The sequence below is a fragment of the Photobacterium satsumensis genome (assembly GCF_050336935.1).
GTDB classification, from domain to species: domain Bacteria; phylum Pseudomonadota; class Gammaproteobacteria; order Enterobacterales; family Vibrionaceae; genus Photobacterium; species Photobacterium satsumensis.
The window spans coordinates 473,301-491,243 of record NZ_JAKJSK010000008.1; the positions used below are offsets into that span (position 1 = coordinate 473,301).

The window sequence follows — 17,943 nt, forward strand, 5'->3', positions numbered from 1 at the left end:
ATTACTTCTCATAACCTAACAATCGAAAGTCTTCTTTGTAAACACGAAAAATATAATCTTTATCTTTTTCACTTAAAGTGATTTTATCATGTTTAGAAGTGTTAATTTTTTCAAGCTTCTTGTTTCCCATGAAATGACTAGAAATAAACTCAAAGTCATTTGCTATGTGCTCAATCTTCCCAACAAAATCGACCATCAATTGTTCATTATCATCATAAATATACTTATACTGTGGTATAAAATGTTCAGCATTACTTTTTACAGCTTTTTCTAGTCCAAACTCAATAAACTCACTTATATTAGAGTAATCTTTTAAATATTTATCATGCCAGAATTTATCTATATCATGCATTCCCCCTTTTTTTAAATAAGAGTAAGCTGATATGACTCTTTCATAAGGGTTTCTAACTATAGTAAACTTGAAATACTTTTTAAATTTATCTGGATCTTTTTTTAGAAAGCTTCTAAAGCAAAGATGACTAGAATTATCAACACTATATAATGCATTAACAATAGACATGCCTGCAGCTTTAGGTATATGGATAAAAATCGTTTCAGTTTCATCGAAATGTGAACGATAACTCTCAACTAGCCCGATTTTTTTAGCAAGATATAGTCGCTGTTCAGGAGTAAAAAATAGCCGTAGATATTTTTTAACCATTTTTACACACCTTTTTACATTTCCACTCAGGATAGAAATCACATATATATTTATTAAGAGCTAACTCTGCTTCAGTATATACACGAGTTTGAAGCTCTGAGCTGTCAGATTTCAGACTCTTATTCGTAATCATACCAGCGCCAACCGTCACATTGGTTAGGCGGTCAATGATAATCAAAGAACCGGTACCGTGGATATCTTGATATTTATCAATGACCACTGGACTTGCTGTTTCAATCACACAACTTGCAATTTCATTGAGTTGCAGTTCTGTCGAGTCATGCTGCTCTAGACTATTAACATTAATACGATGCTGGATTGTTTCAATATGACCAAAGGTATTCTTTGAACCAACTTTGATTTCATACTCTTTGCCTGGCTGAAGCTCTGCTTCGTTCATCCATACAATAGTGGCTTCGAAGTTGTTAGTGGTGGTTGGCACCTTGGTGGTATCTTCTGTTGCTTTGACAATCACATCACCACGTGAGATATCAATTTCATCTTCTAAGGTTAGAGTGATAGCTTGACCTGCAAAAGCGCTGTCTAGGTCACCGTCCGCTGTTACAATACGTGCAACCGACGAGGTTTTACCTGAAGGATAAACAACTACATTGTCACCGACATTAATCACACCAGCGGCAATTGTGCCGCAAAAACCGCGGAAGTCGAGATTTGGACGGTTCACGTACTGTACTGGTAGGCGGAAAACGTCTAGATTTTTATCTTCGTTAATCTTCACAGTATCCAAAAGCTGCATCAAAGTTGCGCCCGGGTACCAATCCATTTGTGCAGAGCGATCTACCACGTTATCACCACGTAGTGCAGAAATTGGCACAAAGCGGACATCTGGAATATTCAACTGCTCAGCAAACGCTTTGTAATCAGCTTTAATTTGACGGTAAGTGCCTTGGCTGTAATCCACCAAGTCCATTTTATTTACCGCCACAATAATGTGCTTAATACCCAGTAGTGATGCAATGTAAGAATGACGCTTGGTCTGGGTTTGCACCCCTTTACGGGCATCGATCATTACAATGGCCAAATCACAGTTTGATGCGCCGGTTGCCATATTGCGGGTGTACTGCTCGTGTCCTGGGCAGTCTGCTATGATAAATTTGCGCTTATCGGTTGAGAAATAACGATAAGCGACATCAATAGTAATACCCTGCTCACGCTCAGACTGAAGGCCGTCGACTAACAAGGCTAAGTCAAACTCACCATCTGTAGTATTAAACTTTTTTGAGTCGTTTTTGATTGCAGCCATATGATCTTCAAAGATCATTTTTGAGTCATGCAGCAAACGACCAATTAGGGTTGATTTACCGTCATCTACGTTACCACACGTTAGGAAACGTAGAAGATCTTTGTTTTCGTGTTGTTTTAGGTACGCTTCGATGTCAGAAGCGATTAGGGAGGATTGGTTGGACATATTTTTATTCCAAATAAAATCTTAAATTCTGTGTTTATGCTTAAATGCTTGAATGCTTGAATGCTTGAATGCTTGAATGCTTGAATGCTTGAATGCTTGAATGCTATTTAGGTTTTAATTTTTTCATTAAACCTTCAAGCATGGCTGCGATAAGCCTTGTCTGATTAAGCCAATTTTTCCCAATTTCTTTTTCTATATATTGTACTTCTATACCAATATAGATTTGGGTTCTTAATTCAGCACAAGAGCCTTTTGCTATAGAGAGATACCGATATTTTTCTCGTTCTGTTTCTCTTGTCATTCCCTCAGCGATATTACTTGGAACAGACAAGCCTGAACGTGTTATTTGTTCTTTAAATCCATAGTCTTTGCAACTTTTAAAGTAGAGATATAAGTCAGCTGATAATCTAGAAGACTTTCTCCATACATCCAACTTTTCAAAATCCATTTATTTTCCCGCTTTCTAGCCTTTTAGCTTTCAAGCCGCTCTAAATTTCCTTTGGAAATTTAGAAATAACCTTCCATCTTCTTCTTCTCCATTGAGCCGGCGGAGTCGTGGTCGATGACGCGTCCTTGGCGTTCGGAGGTTTTAGTAAGAAGCATTTCTTGAATAATTTCTGGAAGGGTTGTCGCTTCAGACTCTACGGCACCAGTTAGTGGGTAGCAGCCTAGGGTGCGAAAGCGGACTTTCTTCATCATTGGCTGCTCGCCTTCCGCTAATGGTAGGCGTTCATCGTCAACCATGATTAGCGTACCATCACGTTCTACCACTGGACGTTCAGCTGCAAGGTACAGTGGTACAATTTCTATATTTTCTAGGTAGATGTACTGCCAGATATCAAGCTCAGTCCAGTTTGACAGTGGGAATACACGGATGCTTTCGCCTTTATTAACCTTTCCGTTGAAAATATTCCAAAGCTCTGGACGTTGACTTTTCGGATCCCAGCGATGATTTTTATCACGGAAAGAGTAAACTCGCTCTTTCGCACGGGACTTTTCTTCATCACGGCGTGCACCACCGAAAGCAGCATCAAATTGGTGTTTGTCTAGCGCTTGTTTTAAGCCCTGCGTTTTCATTACGTCAGTGTATTTGGCGCTACCATGATCAAATGGGTTGATGTTGGCATCGATACCCTCCTGGTTTTTATGGACAATTAAGTCCATGCCAACTTTTTTTGCCATTTTATCGCGAAATTCGATCATCTCTTTAAATTTGAATGTCGTATCCACATGCATTAAAGGGAATGGTGGTTTTGCAGGAAAGAAGGCTTTCATAGTTAAGTGCAGCATAACCGCAGAATCTTTACCAACCGAGTAAAGCATCACAGGGTTATCAAATTCTGCGGCCACTTCACGAATAATGTGAATGGATTCGGCCTCAAGTTGCTTGAGGTGGGTCATTCTTGCTTGAGAGATTTCCATAAGTGTCTTCTAACTTGGATGAACAGACGAGCTGCAAGCTATAAGTTAAGGGCTATAAGCTGCAAGCTATAAATTAAGGGCTACGAGCTACGAGCTACGAGCTACGAGCTACGAGCTTATTAAATTATGGTTTGGAGAAATAATTGAAGTAAATCTATCAGCTATCAGCTATCAGCTATCAGCTATCAGCTATCAGCTATCAGCTATCAGCTATCAGCTATCAGGTGATTCTGACAGCTGAAAGCTAATTGCTTGTAACTTAATTGCTATTTTTCGCTGCTGTAGCTGTAGTTGTAGTAACCATAGTTACCACCGTAGTAACTGCTTGCCTTACGAACAACGGCATTAAGAATAAAACCTTTCACTTCAATACCGTTTTGTTCAAAGCGCTGCTTGGTTACTTCAATTTCTTTAACTGCATTTTGGCCGAATCGGCCAACTAGCAGTGTAGTACCTGCATGGGTACCAACAATAGCAGGATCAGTTACCGCCAAAATTGGCGGGGTATCCACAATGACTAAATCGTAGTTTTCTGAAGCCCAATCCATCAATTCTTTAAAGCGTGGGTGCATTAATAGCTCGGATGGGTTTGGTGGCGCATCACCACGGCCTATAAAGTCCATACCTTCAACACCTGGCTGTTTTATCAAACTTTCAATGGTAGTTTGACCGCTTAAGAAATCAGACAGGCCAGGTTTAGGATATACTGCCATCTGTTTTTCCATTCGACCTTTGCGCATATCGGCATCAATCACCAACACTTTCTGGCCTGATTTTGCAACGACTGCCGCCATGTTGGCAGAGACAAATGATTTACCGATACCTGGACTTGGGCCAGAAATCATAAGAATGTTATTCTTTGCTTCCATCATGGCAAAATGCAAACTGGTGCGCAGACTACGTAATGCTTCGATGGATAAGTCTGCAGGGTTTGACACAGCCAGCAAAGTATCTTGTACCGATAGCTGCTTTTTGCCCTTTTGCTTTTTCTCCAGCTCAATCTGCCAATCCGACATAGGTACACTGGCATAAACTGGTAAACCAATGGCTTCGATTTCATCTGGATTTTCTACACCACGATGGAAAGCCTGTTTCACCAACGCAAAAGCCACGGACAATACGCCACCTAACATAGTAGCAATTATAACGATGATAGACTTTTTAGGTTTAACGGCTTCTTCCAATGTCTCGGCGTTATCAAGGATGCGAACATTACCAACCGCACTGGCTTTCATGACGTTTAGTTCTTGAACCTTGTTAACCAACTGCAAGTAAATCGCCTGATTAACTTCGACATCTCGGCTTAAGCGAATCACTTCCTGCTGGGTTTTTGGCATACGAGAGACCATACGATCAATCCGCGCTTTCTCACCTTCTAAAGTGCGGCGTTTCTCAAGCAAAGAAACATAAGCTGGGTGGCTCTTGGTGAAACGCTGGGCAATGTCTGACTCTTTAAACGTCAACTCATTAAGCTGTGCTTCTACCGTAACCATGGTATCCAGTACCGATTTAGCCTCTAGGGCTAAGTCCACCGAATCATTTTCAAGCTTGTAAGCGTTGAGCTTCGCTTCCGATTGATCCAACTGTTGCTTAATATCAGGCAAATGGCCACGTAAAAACTGAAGACTTTTCTCTGCTTCTGCTGAAGTACGGTCAATATTCTGCATCAAGTAATCTTCAGTGATGCTATTCAAAATAGTCTGAATTTTTGCAGGCTTTTCCCCTTCAAGAGTTAATCTAAGAATACCGGTTTTCTTACCTTGCTCAGAAACTTTAACATTTGCTTGCAACTCGCTTATGGTAACTAAGCGTGCACGCTTGACAACAGTAAATTCTGTTTCATGAGAGGCGATAAAATCAGAAACTAGAATGGAGATATCTCCTGACTCTGCCATCTCTCCTTTTTGACCAGATAGCAAAGCTTCACCATCAAAAGACAAGATGTAGCTTTGATCATTATCAACTGTTAATAGAAGCTTCTCTCCCATTAACGAGTGTGGAAGCTCCAGCTTCGAAATAATCGCGACTGGATTATTTTCACCTTGTAGCCTAGCTAAACCTTTACCAATTACAGGTAAATATTTTGGTTCAACATTGACAGTGAGATTCAACTTATCAACCGTACGACCCAAAACCATGCGAGATTTGATAATTTGAATCTCAGTATCAGCAGAGGACTCGGAGGCAAACATCTCTGAAATATCGGAAAGACCGGGTACACCTGAACTTTTATCTTCAACCTGCACTAATGCGTCGGCTTTATAGATAGGCGTAGCTAACAGCGCATAAGCTATACCAACGGTGGCAAATAGAAAGGTGGTTAAAATAATTATCCAGCGGTGGTCTAACAATACACCGAACAGCTTGCCCAAATCGATTTCATCAGAATCAGTCTGGGTATTGTTTATGTTGTGGGTAGCAGTCATAGAAATACGTCTAAGTTTTCGTGTATATCCTAGAACCTAGATCCTAAGATTTAAAATTTGCTGCCTCAAGTAACTAAGGCACTTCAACATACAGCTTTTCTCTAGTCTTTCCCCTAGGTACTAGGTACTAGGTACTAGGAACGATAATGCCTACGGCCAATTACGTACTCGTAGCGCACCTTCGGTTAGCTCATTAAAGCCAGTGATGGTCGGCAATAGCTGACGAACAACACGGTTCCAGCGACTGATAGGCGCAGCAGTTACATACACAATATCGTATGGCTGCAGCTCGAACTCAGTGCCAATAACCAAGGCTGAAGCATCTTTAATATTTAACTGGTAAATATTTGCCAATGGCTGGCTTTCATCATTGGTTGATAGCTCATTGCCACGGATGACGAATATACCGGTGGCATCGGCTTCTAACTCGTTGATACCGCCAACATGGCTCAACGCTTCGGTTAGGCTCATACCGCTACGATCGATTTTCAGTAACTGTGGATTATTCACTTCACCCATCACAAACACTTTCTGTGCATCGTTTCGTGGTACGTGAACAATATCGCCTGGGCGTAATAATCGGTTTTGAGTTAAATCGCCACGCTGCATTAGGGCATACAGCGAGACATTTTCTTCTACCCCATTTCGAGTCAATGTCACGTTGCGCCAGTCTGCATCTTCAGCTAACCCACCAGCACGATTGATAGCATCAAGCATTGTAAGCGGCACATTGGTAATCGGCTGCTGACCCGGCTTGTTGATCTCACCAGTGATATAGGTTTTTTGCGAGCGAAATGATGCAACATTTACATCGACTTGTGGGCTTTCTATAAACTCCGCCAACCGTAAAGCAATTTCGTCCCGTACTTGGGTAACCGTTTTACCTTCTACATGTACAGAGCCAATATAAGGGTAAAAGATTGAACCATCAGCATGCACCCAATTACCCGCTTCAGCTGAGCTACGGTAAGAGCCCGCAGGAATGGTCAGTTCAGGGTGATCCCAAATGGTAATATTTAAGATATCGCCAGGGCCAATGCGGTACTGATAGCGAGCAATTTCAGCATCTAACGCTGAATTTGCCTTTGAGTATACAGCTGGCGCTTTAAACTGCCTGACCGCACTAGCTGTTAACGGGTAGACATTCACTTGTTCGGAAATGTTACTGTCCCTTTCTTGTTGAGAGGCAACGACATTTTTATTATCTATTGTTAAGTTTGAACCGGGCACTGTACAACCCGCCAGCATGGCTGTTGCCATTGCCGGTATAAGGAGCTTCTTTGTGAAATGCATATTTGTTTTCGAAAAAGTTGAAGAAGAAACAAAAACTAGCTGTCAGCGATCAGATGGATCAAGAGCAAACTAGAGCATGAAAAATAAAAAGTAAGACTACCGTTGGTTGGATCAGCTACGAGCTAAAGATGAACGGAAGTTCAAGGTTCAAGTAAGAGGAACTATTCGAATTGTGATAACGGTTGGCTTGGCGACCAAAGTGGTTTGGGCATGCTACCGCCCTTAGGTTGTGGTTCCTAATGACCGTCAATTTTTGAGTGCGAGATGCACTACCGCAAGTTTGTTACGTCGAAATGTCAAAGTTGGCCAACACTGTGGCCAACAGATTCAGTTCATTTCAACTTAGAAGATGACGCTATAGTGTCCTCAAATATGGTTGATGATTTTACACATTTTTTATGTTGATAGGAATATGAATTTTGTAGCCTACTTTCACAAAGCTTCAATGAACACACTTAAACCATTGATTTTTAAAAATTTACCTACCATTCAGAAGCTTTCAAAAACGTTATAAAATCACTAGGACCCAAGTAGCACATCTAAATCCTCCTCAAGGTAATCTTTATCAGTAAGTTACTCACTATTTTTGGGAGTAGCTTCACTTTTTGTCACTCCTTAGTTTAAGAAAAAAGAAAACTCTTTTATGACAATTAGCTAGATGCATTGCGGATTTGTGTTAATCGCAATATCATTGCATAGAAGGCGGGAATCGCTTGATTGATATTTTTTTATATACGTAACTGTTACTTTTGACCAACAAGTAAGGGAATGGGATGAAAAAAACAGCTTTGGCAATGATTGCTGCGCTATCACTTAGTGGTGCAGCTTTCGCAGCGACTGAAACAGGCTCTACAGCCGCCTCAACAGGTGGTACGGCTTCTTCAACAGCAGGAGCAACAGCTTCAACAACTGGCGCTGCAGCGGGTACGACAGCAGGCACAGCTGCAGCTGCGGGCGGTATCACTGCAACTACCGTTGCAGTAGGTGCAGCGGTTGCTGTTGCTGGTGTTGCAGTTGCTGATTCTGGCGGTAGCAACAGCACAACAACCACAGCAACAGCTACTCAGTAACTCTTTAACCAGCTAAAGTTTGAGTTGATTGTGTTTAACCGCGCTTTCTGGCGCGGTTAATTTTGTTAATTAACTAGAAGTTTACTCAACAGCAACTAGACAGCTACCCCCTTATTCTGACACCTTATTTTGAAACACTCTACCTTATCTCGATTGAGCAATTTGGATGCTATCTCCATGTTTCGACAATGTTCCACTGCATTACTTCTCTTATTAGCGCTTACTGGGTGCAGCCAGAAGTTTAATGATGTTAACGATACCGTTAATCTTGCCTTTTTTGGTGATAAAGATATCGCCTTAAGTGCAAAAGAAATCAACCAGCTGCCTTATGCAAGTATGTATGCCCGTGTTGATGATGGCCCACAGGCTTTTATGGTACTGGCTTTTGCTGAAAATAGTACGACGCTTGGTTTAACCGACTTAACAGGTTTATCGAATTCAAGCTCGTTAAAGCCATCACATACTCAGCTTAAGTGGGTATCTGCTGACAAAGGGATGCTTATCACAGAAAACGGTCGGATAGTCAAAACCCTCAACTTACCATCAGGTAATCTAGTCAACAGCCGTAGTAACTACGCAGACCCACTAGCACTTGGGCTACACTTAGCCTCTACCCCACCCCATTGGCAGCATACTATTGATTGGCAACCTGGGTATCATTTTGGCTATCCGGTCAAAAGTGAATTCACCTTTTTTGCTGACGAGCACCTCGATATCAACGACACCATAAAACTAACCAAGCATTATATCGAGCATGTCTCTATCCCCACGCTTGATATTAAGTACGACAACCACTGGTGGATAGATCCAAATAACGGAGCAGTCATTAAAAGTAAACAAAAACTGGCTCCCAATCTGCCTTATATCGAACTGATCCTGCTTAAACCATTTGCCTAGGGATAATATCGTGAGTGCTTTTAGATTTATTCAACGAGCAATACCATCACTATTAATGGTAGCCTTGTTTGTTTCACCTTCTTTTGCTGCGAATAGCTCTCAGAAAACTTTGAGTGTCGCTATTTACAGCCCTGATAAAGCTCAAGCATGGTCTTTAGGCTACTTAGAGCCTGTACGGTTAAGCCAAGTCATTAGTGATAATATTGCCACTCAGCTAACAGATAATAGTCGTGGCCAACGTAACCCCCTTCGCGCCAATAACATTTTCTGGCTCGGGAGTACTCTAAGCTCTGCGTCAGAACCAGAGAACAAATCAAGGGTTCTTAAACTCATCGACCAGCTTGTTGATAAAGAGCCGACCAGCTTTGCAGTAAAAGCGAGCCTTAGGGCCAATGAACGATGGATAAGCGATAACATCATATACACTAGGCAATTTATCCCGCTTGATTTTGATGCCATTCGGTTAAACAAAAAACTAAACCCTCTACTTAGTGGTGAGTATCACCTCTATTTACCGAATCGCCCCAAGAGTGTTTTGATCATTGGCGCCACACAAAAACCAACCTTAGTCCGTTGGCAGCCACGTTTGTCGGCAAAGCAATACCTAGATAAAACCGCATTAATTGACAATCAGCAAAAAGATTATGCAGTAGTTATTCAGCCAGATGGCACTGTCGAGCAACACCCGGTTGCTTACTGGAATCAAAATCATATGGACATTGCCCCGGGTGCAACCATTTTTATCGGCTATAGCGATTTACCGCGTGACTATATGTCGCTCAATCAGGAAATGATTAACTTGCTAAGGAACAAGGTGCTGTAATCATGACAATTAAGGATATCAACACCGCTCATAAAGCACCTTTTGGCTACTTCACACTTTCTGCCATTGCATTGGCTATGTTGCCTGTGTTTTCAGCGAATGCCGATGAATTTAGTTATCCGGTATTTAAACCCTCACAATCCGACTTTGGTGGGGTCGGCTTAATGCAAATGCCGACCGCACGCATGAATCCAGCAGGTGAGTTTAATTTCGGTGCGACCTATAACAATGAATACCATCACTATAATGCCTCATTGCAACTTTTCTCTTGGTTTGAAGCCACTATTCGTTACACCTTAGTCCAAGACTTACTTTATAGTGACAACCCTGACTTTAGTGGTGACAGTAAATACACGGATAAAGGGATCGACTTTAAAGTTCGCCTATGGGAAGAAAGTTACTGGCTACCCGAAGTCGCTGTTGGTGTACGTGACTTTGGGGGAACAGGCTTATTTGATGGTGAGTTTATTGCCGCTAACAAACAATTTGGCCCCGTAGATGTCACCCTTGGTGTTGCTTGGGGTTACATGGGTAACAGCGGTAATGTCACCAACCCCTTCTGTGATTTAGCCGACCGTTTCTGTGAGCGCGAAACTGGTGGTCAATGGGGTACGGCAAACTTTGATAATTTCTTCAGTGGCCCTATGTCTATTTATGGCGGCTTAGAGTATCAAAGCCCCTGGGAGCCATTACGCTTCAAACTGGAATATGACGCTAACGACTATGAAAGTGACTTCCCAGTGACACGCGGCGATATTGAAATGCCGCAAGACAGCAAGTTTAACTATGGCGCACTATACCGGCTCGGTAACTGGGGGGATTTACGCCTAAGTTATGAACGCGGCAACACGTGGACATTTGGCTTCAATCTATATACCAACTTCAACAGCCTGAAGTCAGGCTGGCAAGATGAGCCAGCCCCGAACTATGCTCCTCGAAGCCAAAGCCCATCAAACGAGCCTGAGCTTACCGATGCGGAATGGCAGGTTCTTGCTGACGAGCTGCATACTATTGCGGGCTATAAGAACCCGACTATTCACTACGATAATGAGAGTGTTACGGTCAGTGCCGATCAGAATAAATACCGCGATCGAAATGAGGCACATGTACGAGCTGCAACCGTATTAGCGAACCGAGGCCCAGATGTTGCTGAGTATCGGTTGATTGAAACCAGCAATCATCAAGCGATTACCGAAACCCGAATTGATGCAGAAAAGTTCAGCCAAGTTGCCAATGTAGAATACATCGGTGCGGCCGTCGAAGACAGCAGTTCGGCTTCTGTGCCAAATGAGCCGGAAGGTCAATTGGTCGCCGAGCCAAGCAGACGCTGGGATGTCAGCCTATCGCCAACATTACAGCAGTCTATCGGTGGCTCCGAAGATTTTTACATGTTCAATATCGGTATCAATGCCGGTGCAAACTACTGGTTTACTGATAACCTTGAACTCGGCGGCTCGGTTTACTTCAATATCTATGACAATTACGACCAGTTCTTATATGACGTGCCACCTGATGGCACTGACTTGAAGCGTGTTCGTACCTTAGTTCGCCAATATATCAGTGATAACCCTGTTCGCCTTGATAACCTACAGCTTACCTGGATGGATAAGTTAGGCGATAACTGGTACAGCCAAGCGTATGGCGGTTACCTTGAAATGATGTTTGGTGGTGTCGGCGGTGAGTTGTTGTATCGTCCATTAGGTGCAAACTGGGCAGTCGGTATGGATGTTAACTATGTGGTGCAGCGCGATCCTGATTCTGCCTTCGGGTTCTTTACTGAAGAAGATCAATTTGACCCGATTACTAATCGTCCGTACCGAGTTCAAACGGGGGCGATGACTGGTCATTTTACCGGCTACTATCAGCCACAATGGGATTGGTTGCCAAATACTTTATTCAAGGTTAGCGCGGGCCAATACCTGACTGAAGATATCGGTGTCACTGTTGATTTCTCAAAGCAATTTGATAGCGGTATTACCGCAGGAGCCTTTGCTACCTTTACAGATTTGTCTTCCGATGAATACGGTGAAGGTAGCTACACCAAAGGTTTCTACATATCCATTCCGTTCGATGTGATGACCGTTAAGCCAAGTACCAACCGCGCAACTATTTCTTGGTTACCACTGACTCGCGATGGTGGCCAGATGCTGAGTCGTAAGTACCAGCTGTTTGGTGTAACGGATGCGAGATCTCCATGGTATTCGAGAAAGGCAGAAAATTAGATCCTGGAACCTAGTTCCTAGTATGAAAAGCAAAAGCGAGAGTGTGATGCTCTCGCTTTTTTGTAATCCTTGAAACTAAATCTTAGTTCCACGAAAGAGCAGAAGCTAAAGAGCAGAACCTGAAATCAAATACCTAGGAAAAGCTAAAGTAGTCCATCAAAAAACACCGTTCATAGTCATCAATAGGCGTACCAGCATTTATTCGCCTCGATCAATTATCGCTATAAAAATAATTCAACCTATGATGTTTTATTTATTAGCTTTCGGATTAAATATAACAGGATTTTTACTATTAAGTTTATAAAATAAAGGTAAAAATCAATTTAAGTTATTCTTAAGCTACTCAATTTGGTTCTTATTAATTCTTATAGAATCTTAATCATCGTCTCAAAAGTGTGACACTGTGCGTAAATTTCTTTAGCTTAGCGACATGAATTCGAAATATGAGCTATCATATATTAATAATAAAAATGTCAATATATTGACAGCAAATATTTAAAAATACATTTTTTTGACGACAGAAGACAAATTAAGAGGGAGAGGGCATGTTTAGGACATATGCTCACTTTTCAGTGAACCATCCAATTATACACATAACTAATCTATTGATTGTTATGGTAATATTTGCAATTAGCTGTTATCAGCTATTAGCAAATGAGAATCTAATTTTTGCAGCTGGATTTTTGTTTGTAACACTACCAATTATTGTTTTTGCAAAATCCTCTGATTACAAACGCAAATATCTAAGCGCAAATAATTAATAATAGTCACATTGCATATTATTTTTATTAAAAAAATCGGCATACTGAAATGCCGATTTTTTGTATAAACTTAAATATCAATTAGATAGCTTGCTGTTGAAGTTGTTGCCACATATCTTTGACAATTAACTGATCTGCTGGGTTCAGCTCGGACTGCGCTTCAGCCATGCTCGTTTCAACCTTGGCATTCATAGCCTCGATGGTTGACACCCCTTCTAACTCGCAGTTCGCGGCAGACAGTGAAATGTGGCCACGCAGGTAACCGCCAGCAAACAGTTCATCGTCTGATGCGGTTTCAACCATCTGGTCGATGAGGGTTAGTAGTGTTTCTTCGTATTGATGGATCATAATATTTTTTGGGTCCGGGATTCTGGGTCCTAGGGCCTAGGAAGAGCAAAGCCCCAATTACTACGCCATATATAACAGAATCAAGTTAGTATTAAGTTCTGGGTACTGGGTACTGGGTACTGGGTACTGGGTACTGGGTACTGGGTACTGGGTACTGGGTACTGGGTACTGGGTACTGGGTAAATAGTTTCCTTTATCAAGTACTCAAGTCAAGCTTTTCTGCTTTTCCTAGGCCCTAGGACCCGTTATTCCCCGTTCCCGCTCTTTCTATTCAAACATCCCCGCGACTAACGGTTCAACGCCATAGTGGCTTCGCAATGCTTCTGATAAAGTTTTAGCTCTGGCTGGCATGCCTTCTTGGAGGTATACCAACGCCTGCTCGCGTACTTTGTTTGTAAACCCTACTCGGTCTGGCTCACAATTGCCGCTTAGGTTATCACAGCTCACTTGGAAGCGGAAACCACAGCTGGCGGCAAGGATCCATTCTACGGCTTGGGGCTTTACTTCTACCTTTTCAAATTCGGCTTGTACTTCAGCGGTTCGGCCATCAGGCTCGTACCAGTAACCGTAGTCTTCCAACAAACGGCGCTGTTGACCGGCAATACACCAGTGGGCAATCTCATGTAGTGCCGAAGCAAAGTAACCACGGGCGAAAATAACCCGATGATGCGGATACTGCTCATCTGCTGGAAGGTAAATAGGCTCATCACCACCAAGGATCAACTCGGTGTTGAATGAGTCGATGAAGGTTTGGTTGAAGATGTTGATAATGTCTGTGTTTTTGTGGGGCATAGGGTAAGAGCGGGTCCTGGGTCCTGGGTCCTGGGTCCTGGGTCCTGGGTCCTGGGTCCTGGGTCCTGTAGTATTAGTTACGAATGCAGCGATATTATCAAGAACAATCTGTTTTTTCTAATCTTGATATTTCCCGGCGATAGCAAACTCAGAGACATCATAAATTCCGCTAGATTCTTTTACCTGTCCACTTCGAAATTTGATTAAACTAGCTATTTTGCGGCTAACAAGGTTAGCTCTTACTACCAATTCATCGGCTTCACTTTTATCGATATAACCAAACTCCTTAGCCAACAGTAGCTGTGTAACTAACTCACCACATGATCCTTTAGCGTAATATAAGAAACGGACAGATTCCTTACGTGTTTCTCGTTCTTCGCCTTCGGCGATATTCGAAGGAACAGATACAGAAGACCGGCTTATTTGATCTTTGAAGCCAAAATCCTTGCATGAAACAAATAATCGATGAACGGTCACCGCTATCTGAAAACTTTCCTGCCAAATATGGAGTTTTTGGTATTCCATCCCCCCCTCCATGGGTACTGGGTACTGGGTACTGGGTACTGGGTACTGGGTACTGGGTACTGGGTACTGGGTACTGGGTACTGGGTACTGGGTACTGGGTACTGGGTACTGCAAGCAGATTCGAGAGAATGTACAGCTTTTCAAGCTCTTTTGCTCTTAATCTTTTCCCAGGAACCAGGGCCATTTTTTCCTAGAACCCTGCTTTCGCCCTTCCTAGACCCCAGGACCTGCTCTTCCCAGGGTCGCTCTTCCTAGGCCCTAGGACCCGCTCTTCCCAGGGCCACTCTATCTAGGTTCTAGGATCCCACTCTAATATTCGTCTATTTCATCCATAAAATCATCCAGATACGCTTCGTCTTCCTGCTCCGTCTCCTCGACGTTGCCGCCGGTGGCGCGGAAATTCTTGTTCTGGATGTAGGCATCACGGGTGAAGATGTACGCATCAGGCGAGTCTTTCAGAATCGCTTCTTGCTTAACCAAGGCGGCTCTGTCTTCCATGCCTTCGAACATCCACTTGCCTAGGCTCTGCCAGAAGTTCAACGCACTTAACGGCAGGTATAGACCGTCGACAATATCACCGGCACCTTCGCGTAGTGTCAGTGGACCGTAAACTGGGAACATAAAGTATGGGCCATTCGCAACGCCGTATTTGCCCATGGTGTCGCCAAACTGTTTATCCGCCGGTTTGCGAATATCAGCAGCCGACGCAATATCAATCAAACCCAAGACACCAAAGGTAGAGTTGATCCAAAAACGGTTGAAGTGGCGCACGGCCTCTTCGCCGTTCAGCATCAGAATACTGTTGACCATGCTGGCTGGCTCATCGAGGTTAGCCAGAAAGTTCTTGATACCCGTTCGCATGAACGATGGTGTGTAATCAACGTAAGCCAGTGACACCGGACGCGCTAGATACGGATCAAGATAGTCATAGTTCAGATCCCACATGGCACGGTTGAAGCCTTCAAACGGATCATAAACACCCGGCACCGCATACTCGCCTTCGCCTTGCTCAACTTCTTCTAGTACAGCGGCTAGATCTTCGTCGTAATCGGCATCGACATCAGCACCGGCGAATTCGTCCATTGCCGAGCCATCAACCGCAGTATCTGCTGTGGCTGAGGATTCAATGTTACTCGACACTTGCGATGCCTGTCCGTCTAGCGTCAGCTCTTCAGGAGACTGTTCATCAGGAGACTGGGCGCACGCTGTCAGGGTTAATAAAATGGCAAGGGTTAATAGGTGTTTTTTCAATGTTCTTTCCATGGCATATCAGGCTAAAACCGCGCTAAATGGTAATACCAGCAACCGCAAACATCTAGCATTTTTATGCTATCGACTGATTGATAGCGTAAGTTAATAGCTAACGTTGACACAAAACCGGTAACACTGCTTGATATGCGCTACTGGTTAGGGGCTGATATTTGCAATATCCTTTTGCGGCCTAAAAAAAAGGCCAGATACTAATAGTATCTGGCCTTTATTATATCTACCACCTCAAGTCGTAGATTTTATTAGTATTTTGTATTTATCAATACGTTTGTCGAGCCACCTAAAGAAATGACGTCACTCTGACCGTACCAATCACCGTTGCGGGTCATCACATTGCCATCGGTATCGATACGGGCTTTGATGATCATATCCTGCAGCGAGGTCATCGGACGTTCTGGGATCATGCTGTCGTTGTCATCCAGGGTCAGAGTGAACGGGAATGCTGACAAAGGCACACGTCGTGCAGCCACTGGCATCGGCGCGCCGTCCGCAGAATGAACCGACACAAACACTAAGCCTTGCTCAGGTAACTCAACACTCGGGTCTAAATCGACAGTAACCGAAACCGACGTTGCGGTATTTTGACTGCGATCTAGCTGAGACTGGGCACGGGCAATACTGCGATCCAGCATTTCTGCACGCGGGTCATCGGTTCCGATGATCTGCTGCATCATGCTCCAGTAGTTGATCGCCTGCTTGAAGTCACCGCTTTCAAACGAGTCGAAAGCCAATAGCGACAACGCTCGGATGTTGGTGTGGTCAACACGCAGTACGCTGCGAAGCAGCAGACGCGCACGCTCACTCTGTGCCGGATCCCCAATCATCATCAGTGTCTGGCCGAAGCTCAGCATCACTTCAGGGTTACTTGGGTCAAGGCGGTAAGCGCGGTTCATCGCATCTTGAGCAGTTTCAGCATCACGGTTCGCCATGCCAATACGGCCCAGCAGCAACCAGCCTGTCGCATCATCTGGGTTGCTGTGAAGACGGGTACGCAGTGCCAATGTCAAATCGTCCATCTCTTGATCACTAAGCGGATTTGATTCATCCATCAAGCGCTGAGATAGATCCGGTAGGCGGGTTACCGTTTCATTCCATGCTTGCACTTTGTCCAGGCTACCTACCTTCATGTACATACCGAAGCTCACACCGACTAGCAGAATCAGCCCCGGGATCAGCATGGTGGTGCTAACCTGGGTTTTAGTCTGCTCGGTATTGGCTGGCACATCATCAAGTAGCGACTGTTGCAGTTCAACCACGAGTTCATCTTTGTTTTCGACCAAGCCTTCGCTGCTTTCTTCTTTCAGTTCGTCCATACGATCTTTGAAGAAAGCTTTGTTCAGCTCATCACGGCTGGCGACTTCATCTTGCTCTTTGCCGGTATACATTGGCACGACAAAAATGACCATCGCAACCAGTACCAAGAGGGCGGAAATTACCCAAAACATTGTCATTATTTCACCTTACCGTCTTGGTTAGTCTGCTTAGAAACATCATCAGCATCGGTTCCGGTTTCAGTCCCCAGTTCAGTCATCAGGGCTTTCAGACGATCTTCTTCATCGCCTTGGAGATCGGTGTCTGTCACTTTTTCAGTGCTTTTGCGCGAACGCATCACCAAAATAGTGAAACCAACAACGATAAAGAACAGAGGTCCTAACCATAGGATCAAGGTAGACGCCATCACCGGTGGGTTATAAGTCACAAAATTGCCATAGCGGGCAATCATGTAATCCACCACATCCTGCTTACTCTTACCTTCCTGAAGCAATTCGTAGGTTTTCTGACGCATATCTAGCGCCAGCGCCGCATTGGAGTCAGCAATGTTGTTGTTCTGACATTTCGGGCAGCGCAGCGTTGCAGTCAGATCCTGAAAATCTTTTTCCTGCTTAGCCGACTCGAAATCGTATACATCAGTAAATGCCTGGACCGGAGTGGACGTTGTGATCAACGCTGTTCCACCAAGCACCATCGCCAAAGCTAAAATCGGCCCAGTGAAGAAACGGGTCAT

16 protein-coding genes are annotated in these 17,943 nt (G+C 43.6%); 4 read left to right on the forward strand and 12 right to left on the reverse strand.

Annotation, left to right across the window (positions count from 1 at the left end):
- Nucleotide 1: 1 nt before the first annotated feature.
- The 6 genes from L4D79_RS18295 to L4D79_RS18320 all read right to left on the reverse strand — a co-directional run bounded on the left by L4D79_RS18295 (nucleotide 2) and on the right by L4D79_RS18320 (nucleotide 7,231).
- The gene (locus tag L4D79_RS18295; RefSeq protein ID WP_428652997.1) at nucleotides 2–661 is read right to left on the reverse strand and encodes a sulfotransferase family 2 domain-containing protein; all 660 of its coding nucleotides are present in this window, start codon (nucleotides 659–661) and stop codon (nucleotides 2–4) included.
- Nucleotides 654–2,090, reverse strand: coding sequence for a sulfate adenylyltransferase subunit CysN (cysN, locus tag L4D79_RS18300; protein WP_428652998.1), 1,437 nt, complete (start codon nucleotides 2,088–2,090; stop codon nucleotides 654–656). Before cysN ends, L4D79_RS18295 begins: the two co-directional genes overlap by 8 nt.
- Before the next feature lie 103 nt (nucleotides 2,091–2,193).
- Nucleotides 2,194–2,538 carry a four helix bundle protein gene (locus L4D79_RS18305; RefSeq protein ID WP_428652999.1) on the reverse strand — a complete coding sequence of 115 codons (345 nt, stop codon included), beginning with the start codon at nucleotides 2,536–2,538 and terminating at the stop codon, nucleotides 2,194–2,196.
- A 59-nt stretch (nucleotides 2,539–2,597) separates the two neighbouring features.
- On the reverse strand, nucleotides 2,598–3,512 hold the full coding sequence (gene cysD / locus L4D79_RS18310) for a sulfate adenylyltransferase subunit CysD (protein ID WP_428653000.1): 915 nt from the start codon (nucleotides 3,510–3,512) through the stop codon (nucleotides 2,598–2,600).
- A gap of 266 nt (nucleotides 3,513–3,778) precedes the next feature.
- The gene (locus tag L4D79_RS18315) at nucleotides 3,779–5,938 is read right to left on the reverse strand and encodes a polysaccharide biosynthesis tyrosine autokinase (RefSeq protein WP_428653001.1); all 2,160 of its coding nucleotides are present in this window, start codon (nucleotides 5,936–5,938) and stop codon (nucleotides 3,779–3,781) included.
- A gap of 150 nt (nucleotides 5,939–6,088) precedes the next feature.
- Nucleotides 6,089–7,231: a polysaccharide export protein gene (locus L4D79_RS18320; RefSeq protein ID WP_428653002.1), complete on the reverse strand. Its 1,143-nt coding sequence runs from the start codon at nucleotides 7,229–7,231 to the stop codon at nucleotides 6,089–6,091.
- A gap of 773 nt (nucleotides 7,232–8,004) precedes the next feature.
- On the opposite strand from L4D79_RS18320, the gene L4D79_RS18325 reads away from it, so the two are divergent.
- From L4D79_RS18325 to L4D79_RS18340, 4 genes are all read left to right on the forward strand, one after another.
- Nucleotides 8,005–8,301, forward strand: a complete 297-nt coding sequence (locus tag L4D79_RS18325; RefSeq protein WP_428653003.1) for a hypothetical protein — start codon at nucleotides 8,005–8,007, stop codon at nucleotides 8,299–8,301.
- A 177-nt stretch (nucleotides 8,302–8,478) separates the two neighbouring features.
- A complete protein-coding gene (locus L4D79_RS18330; protein ID WP_428653004.1) occupies nucleotides 8,479–9,198 on the forward strand; it encodes a YjbF family lipoprotein in 720 nt (239 codons plus the stop codon).
- Nucleotides 9,191–10,021, forward strand: coding sequence for a capsule biosynthesis GfcC family protein (locus L4D79_RS18335; RefSeq protein ID WP_428653006.1), 831 nt, complete (start codon nucleotides 9,191–9,193; stop codon nucleotides 10,019–10,021). Before L4D79_RS18330 ends, L4D79_RS18335 begins: the two co-directional genes overlap by 8 nt.
- A gap of 2 nt (nucleotides 10,022–10,023) precedes the next feature.
- Nucleotides 10,024–12,243, forward strand: coding sequence for a YjbH domain-containing protein (locus tag L4D79_RS18340; RefSeq protein WP_428653008.1), 2,220 nt, complete (start codon nucleotides 10,024–10,026; stop codon nucleotides 12,241–12,243).
- Nucleotides 12,244–13,085: 842 nt separating this feature from the next.
- Here the strand turns inward: L4D79_RS18340 and L4D79_RS18345 are convergent.
- The 6 genes from L4D79_RS18345 to L4D79_RS18370 form a co-directional block, all read right to left on the reverse strand.
- A complete protein-coding gene (locus tag L4D79_RS18345) occupies nucleotides 13,086–13,352 on the reverse strand; it encodes a YfcL family protein (RefSeq protein WP_428653009.1) in 267 nt (88 codons plus the stop codon).
- A 267-nt stretch (nucleotides 13,353–13,619) separates the two neighbouring features.
- The gene (locus L4D79_RS18350; RefSeq protein ID WP_428653010.1) at nucleotides 13,620–14,144 is read right to left on the reverse strand and encodes an elongation factor P hydroxylase; all 525 of its coding nucleotides are present in this window, start codon (nucleotides 14,142–14,144) and stop codon (nucleotides 13,620–13,622) included.
- A gap of 117 nt (nucleotides 14,145–14,261) precedes the next feature.
- Nucleotides 14,262–14,669, reverse strand: a complete 408-nt coding sequence (locus L4D79_RS18355; RefSeq protein WP_428653011.1) for a four helix bundle protein — start codon at nucleotides 14,667–14,669, stop codon at nucleotides 14,262–14,264.
- Nucleotides 14,670–14,978: 309 nt separating this feature from the next.
- Entirely contained in the window at nucleotides 14,979–15,920 is a 942-nt protein-coding gene (locus tag L4D79_RS18360; RefSeq protein WP_428653013.1) for an MlaA family lipoprotein, read from the reverse strand.
- Nucleotides 15,921–16,180: 260 nt separating this feature from the next.
- Nucleotides 16,181–17,389, reverse strand: a complete 1,209-nt coding sequence (gene ccmI / locus L4D79_RS18365) for a c-type cytochrome biogenesis protein CcmI (RefSeq protein WP_428653014.1) — start codon at nucleotides 17,387–17,389, stop codon at nucleotides 16,181–16,183.
- A complete protein-coding gene (locus L4D79_RS18370) occupies nucleotides 17,389–17,943 on the reverse strand; it encodes a cytochrome c-type biogenesis protein (RefSeq protein WP_428653079.1) in 555 nt (184 codons plus the stop codon). The genes ccmI and L4D79_RS18370 overlap by 1 nt, the downstream gene beginning before the upstream one ends.

Excerpts from the sequence above, each read along its gene's own strand:
- L4D79_RS18295 (WP_428652997.1), bottom strand. The coding sequence starts at position 661 with ATGGTTAAAAAATATCTACGGCTATTTTTTACTCCTGAACAGCGACTA.
- cysN (WP_428652998.1), bottom strand. The coding sequence starts at position 2,090 with ATGTCCAACCAATCCTCCCTAATCGCTTCTGACATCGAAGCGTACCTA.
- L4D79_RS18305 (WP_428652999.1), bottom strand. The coding sequence starts at position 2,538 with ATGGATTTTGAAAAGTTGGATGTATGGAGAAAGTCTTCTAGATTATCA.
- cysD (WP_428653000.1), bottom strand. The coding sequence starts at position 3,512 with ATGGAAATCTCTCAAGCAAGAATGACCCACCTCAAGCAACTTGAGGCC.
- L4D79_RS18315 (WP_428653001.1), bottom strand. The coding sequence starts at position 5,938 with ATGACTGCTACCCACAACATAAACAATACCCAGACTGATTCTGATGAA.
- L4D79_RS18320 (WP_428653002.1), bottom strand. The coding sequence starts at position 7,231 with ATGCATTTCACAAAGAAGCTCCTTATACCGGCAATGGCAACAGCCATG.
- L4D79_RS18325 (WP_428653003.1), top strand. The coding sequence starts at position 8,005 with ATGAAAAAAACAGCTTTGGCAATGATTGCTGCGCTATCACTTAGTGGT.
- L4D79_RS18330 (WP_428653004.1), top strand. The coding sequence starts at position 8,479 with ATGTTTCGACAATGTTCCACTGCATTACTTCTCTTATTAGCGCTTACT.
- L4D79_RS18340 (WP_428653008.1), top strand. The coding sequence starts at position 10,024 with ATGACAATTAAGGATATCAACACCGCTCATAAAGCACCTTTTGGCTAC.
- L4D79_RS18345 (WP_428653009.1), bottom strand. The coding sequence starts at position 13,352 with ATGATCCATCAATACGAAGAAACACTACTAACCCTCATCGACCAGATG.
- L4D79_RS18350 (WP_428653010.1), bottom strand. The coding sequence starts at position 14,144 with ATGCCCCACAAAAACACAGACATTATCAACATCTTCAACCAAACCTTC.
- L4D79_RS18355 (WP_428653011.1), bottom strand. The coding sequence starts at position 14,669 with ATGGAATACCAAAAACTCCATATTTGGCAGGAAAGTTTTCAGATAGCG.
- ccmI (WP_428653014.1), bottom strand. The coding sequence starts at position 17,389 with ATGACAATGTTTTGGGTAATTTCCGCCCTCTTGGTACTGGTTGCGATG.
- L4D79_RS18370 (WP_428653079.1), bottom strand. The coding sequence starts at position 17,943 with ATGACCCGTTTCTTCACTGGGCCGATTTTAGCTTTGGCGATGGTGCTT.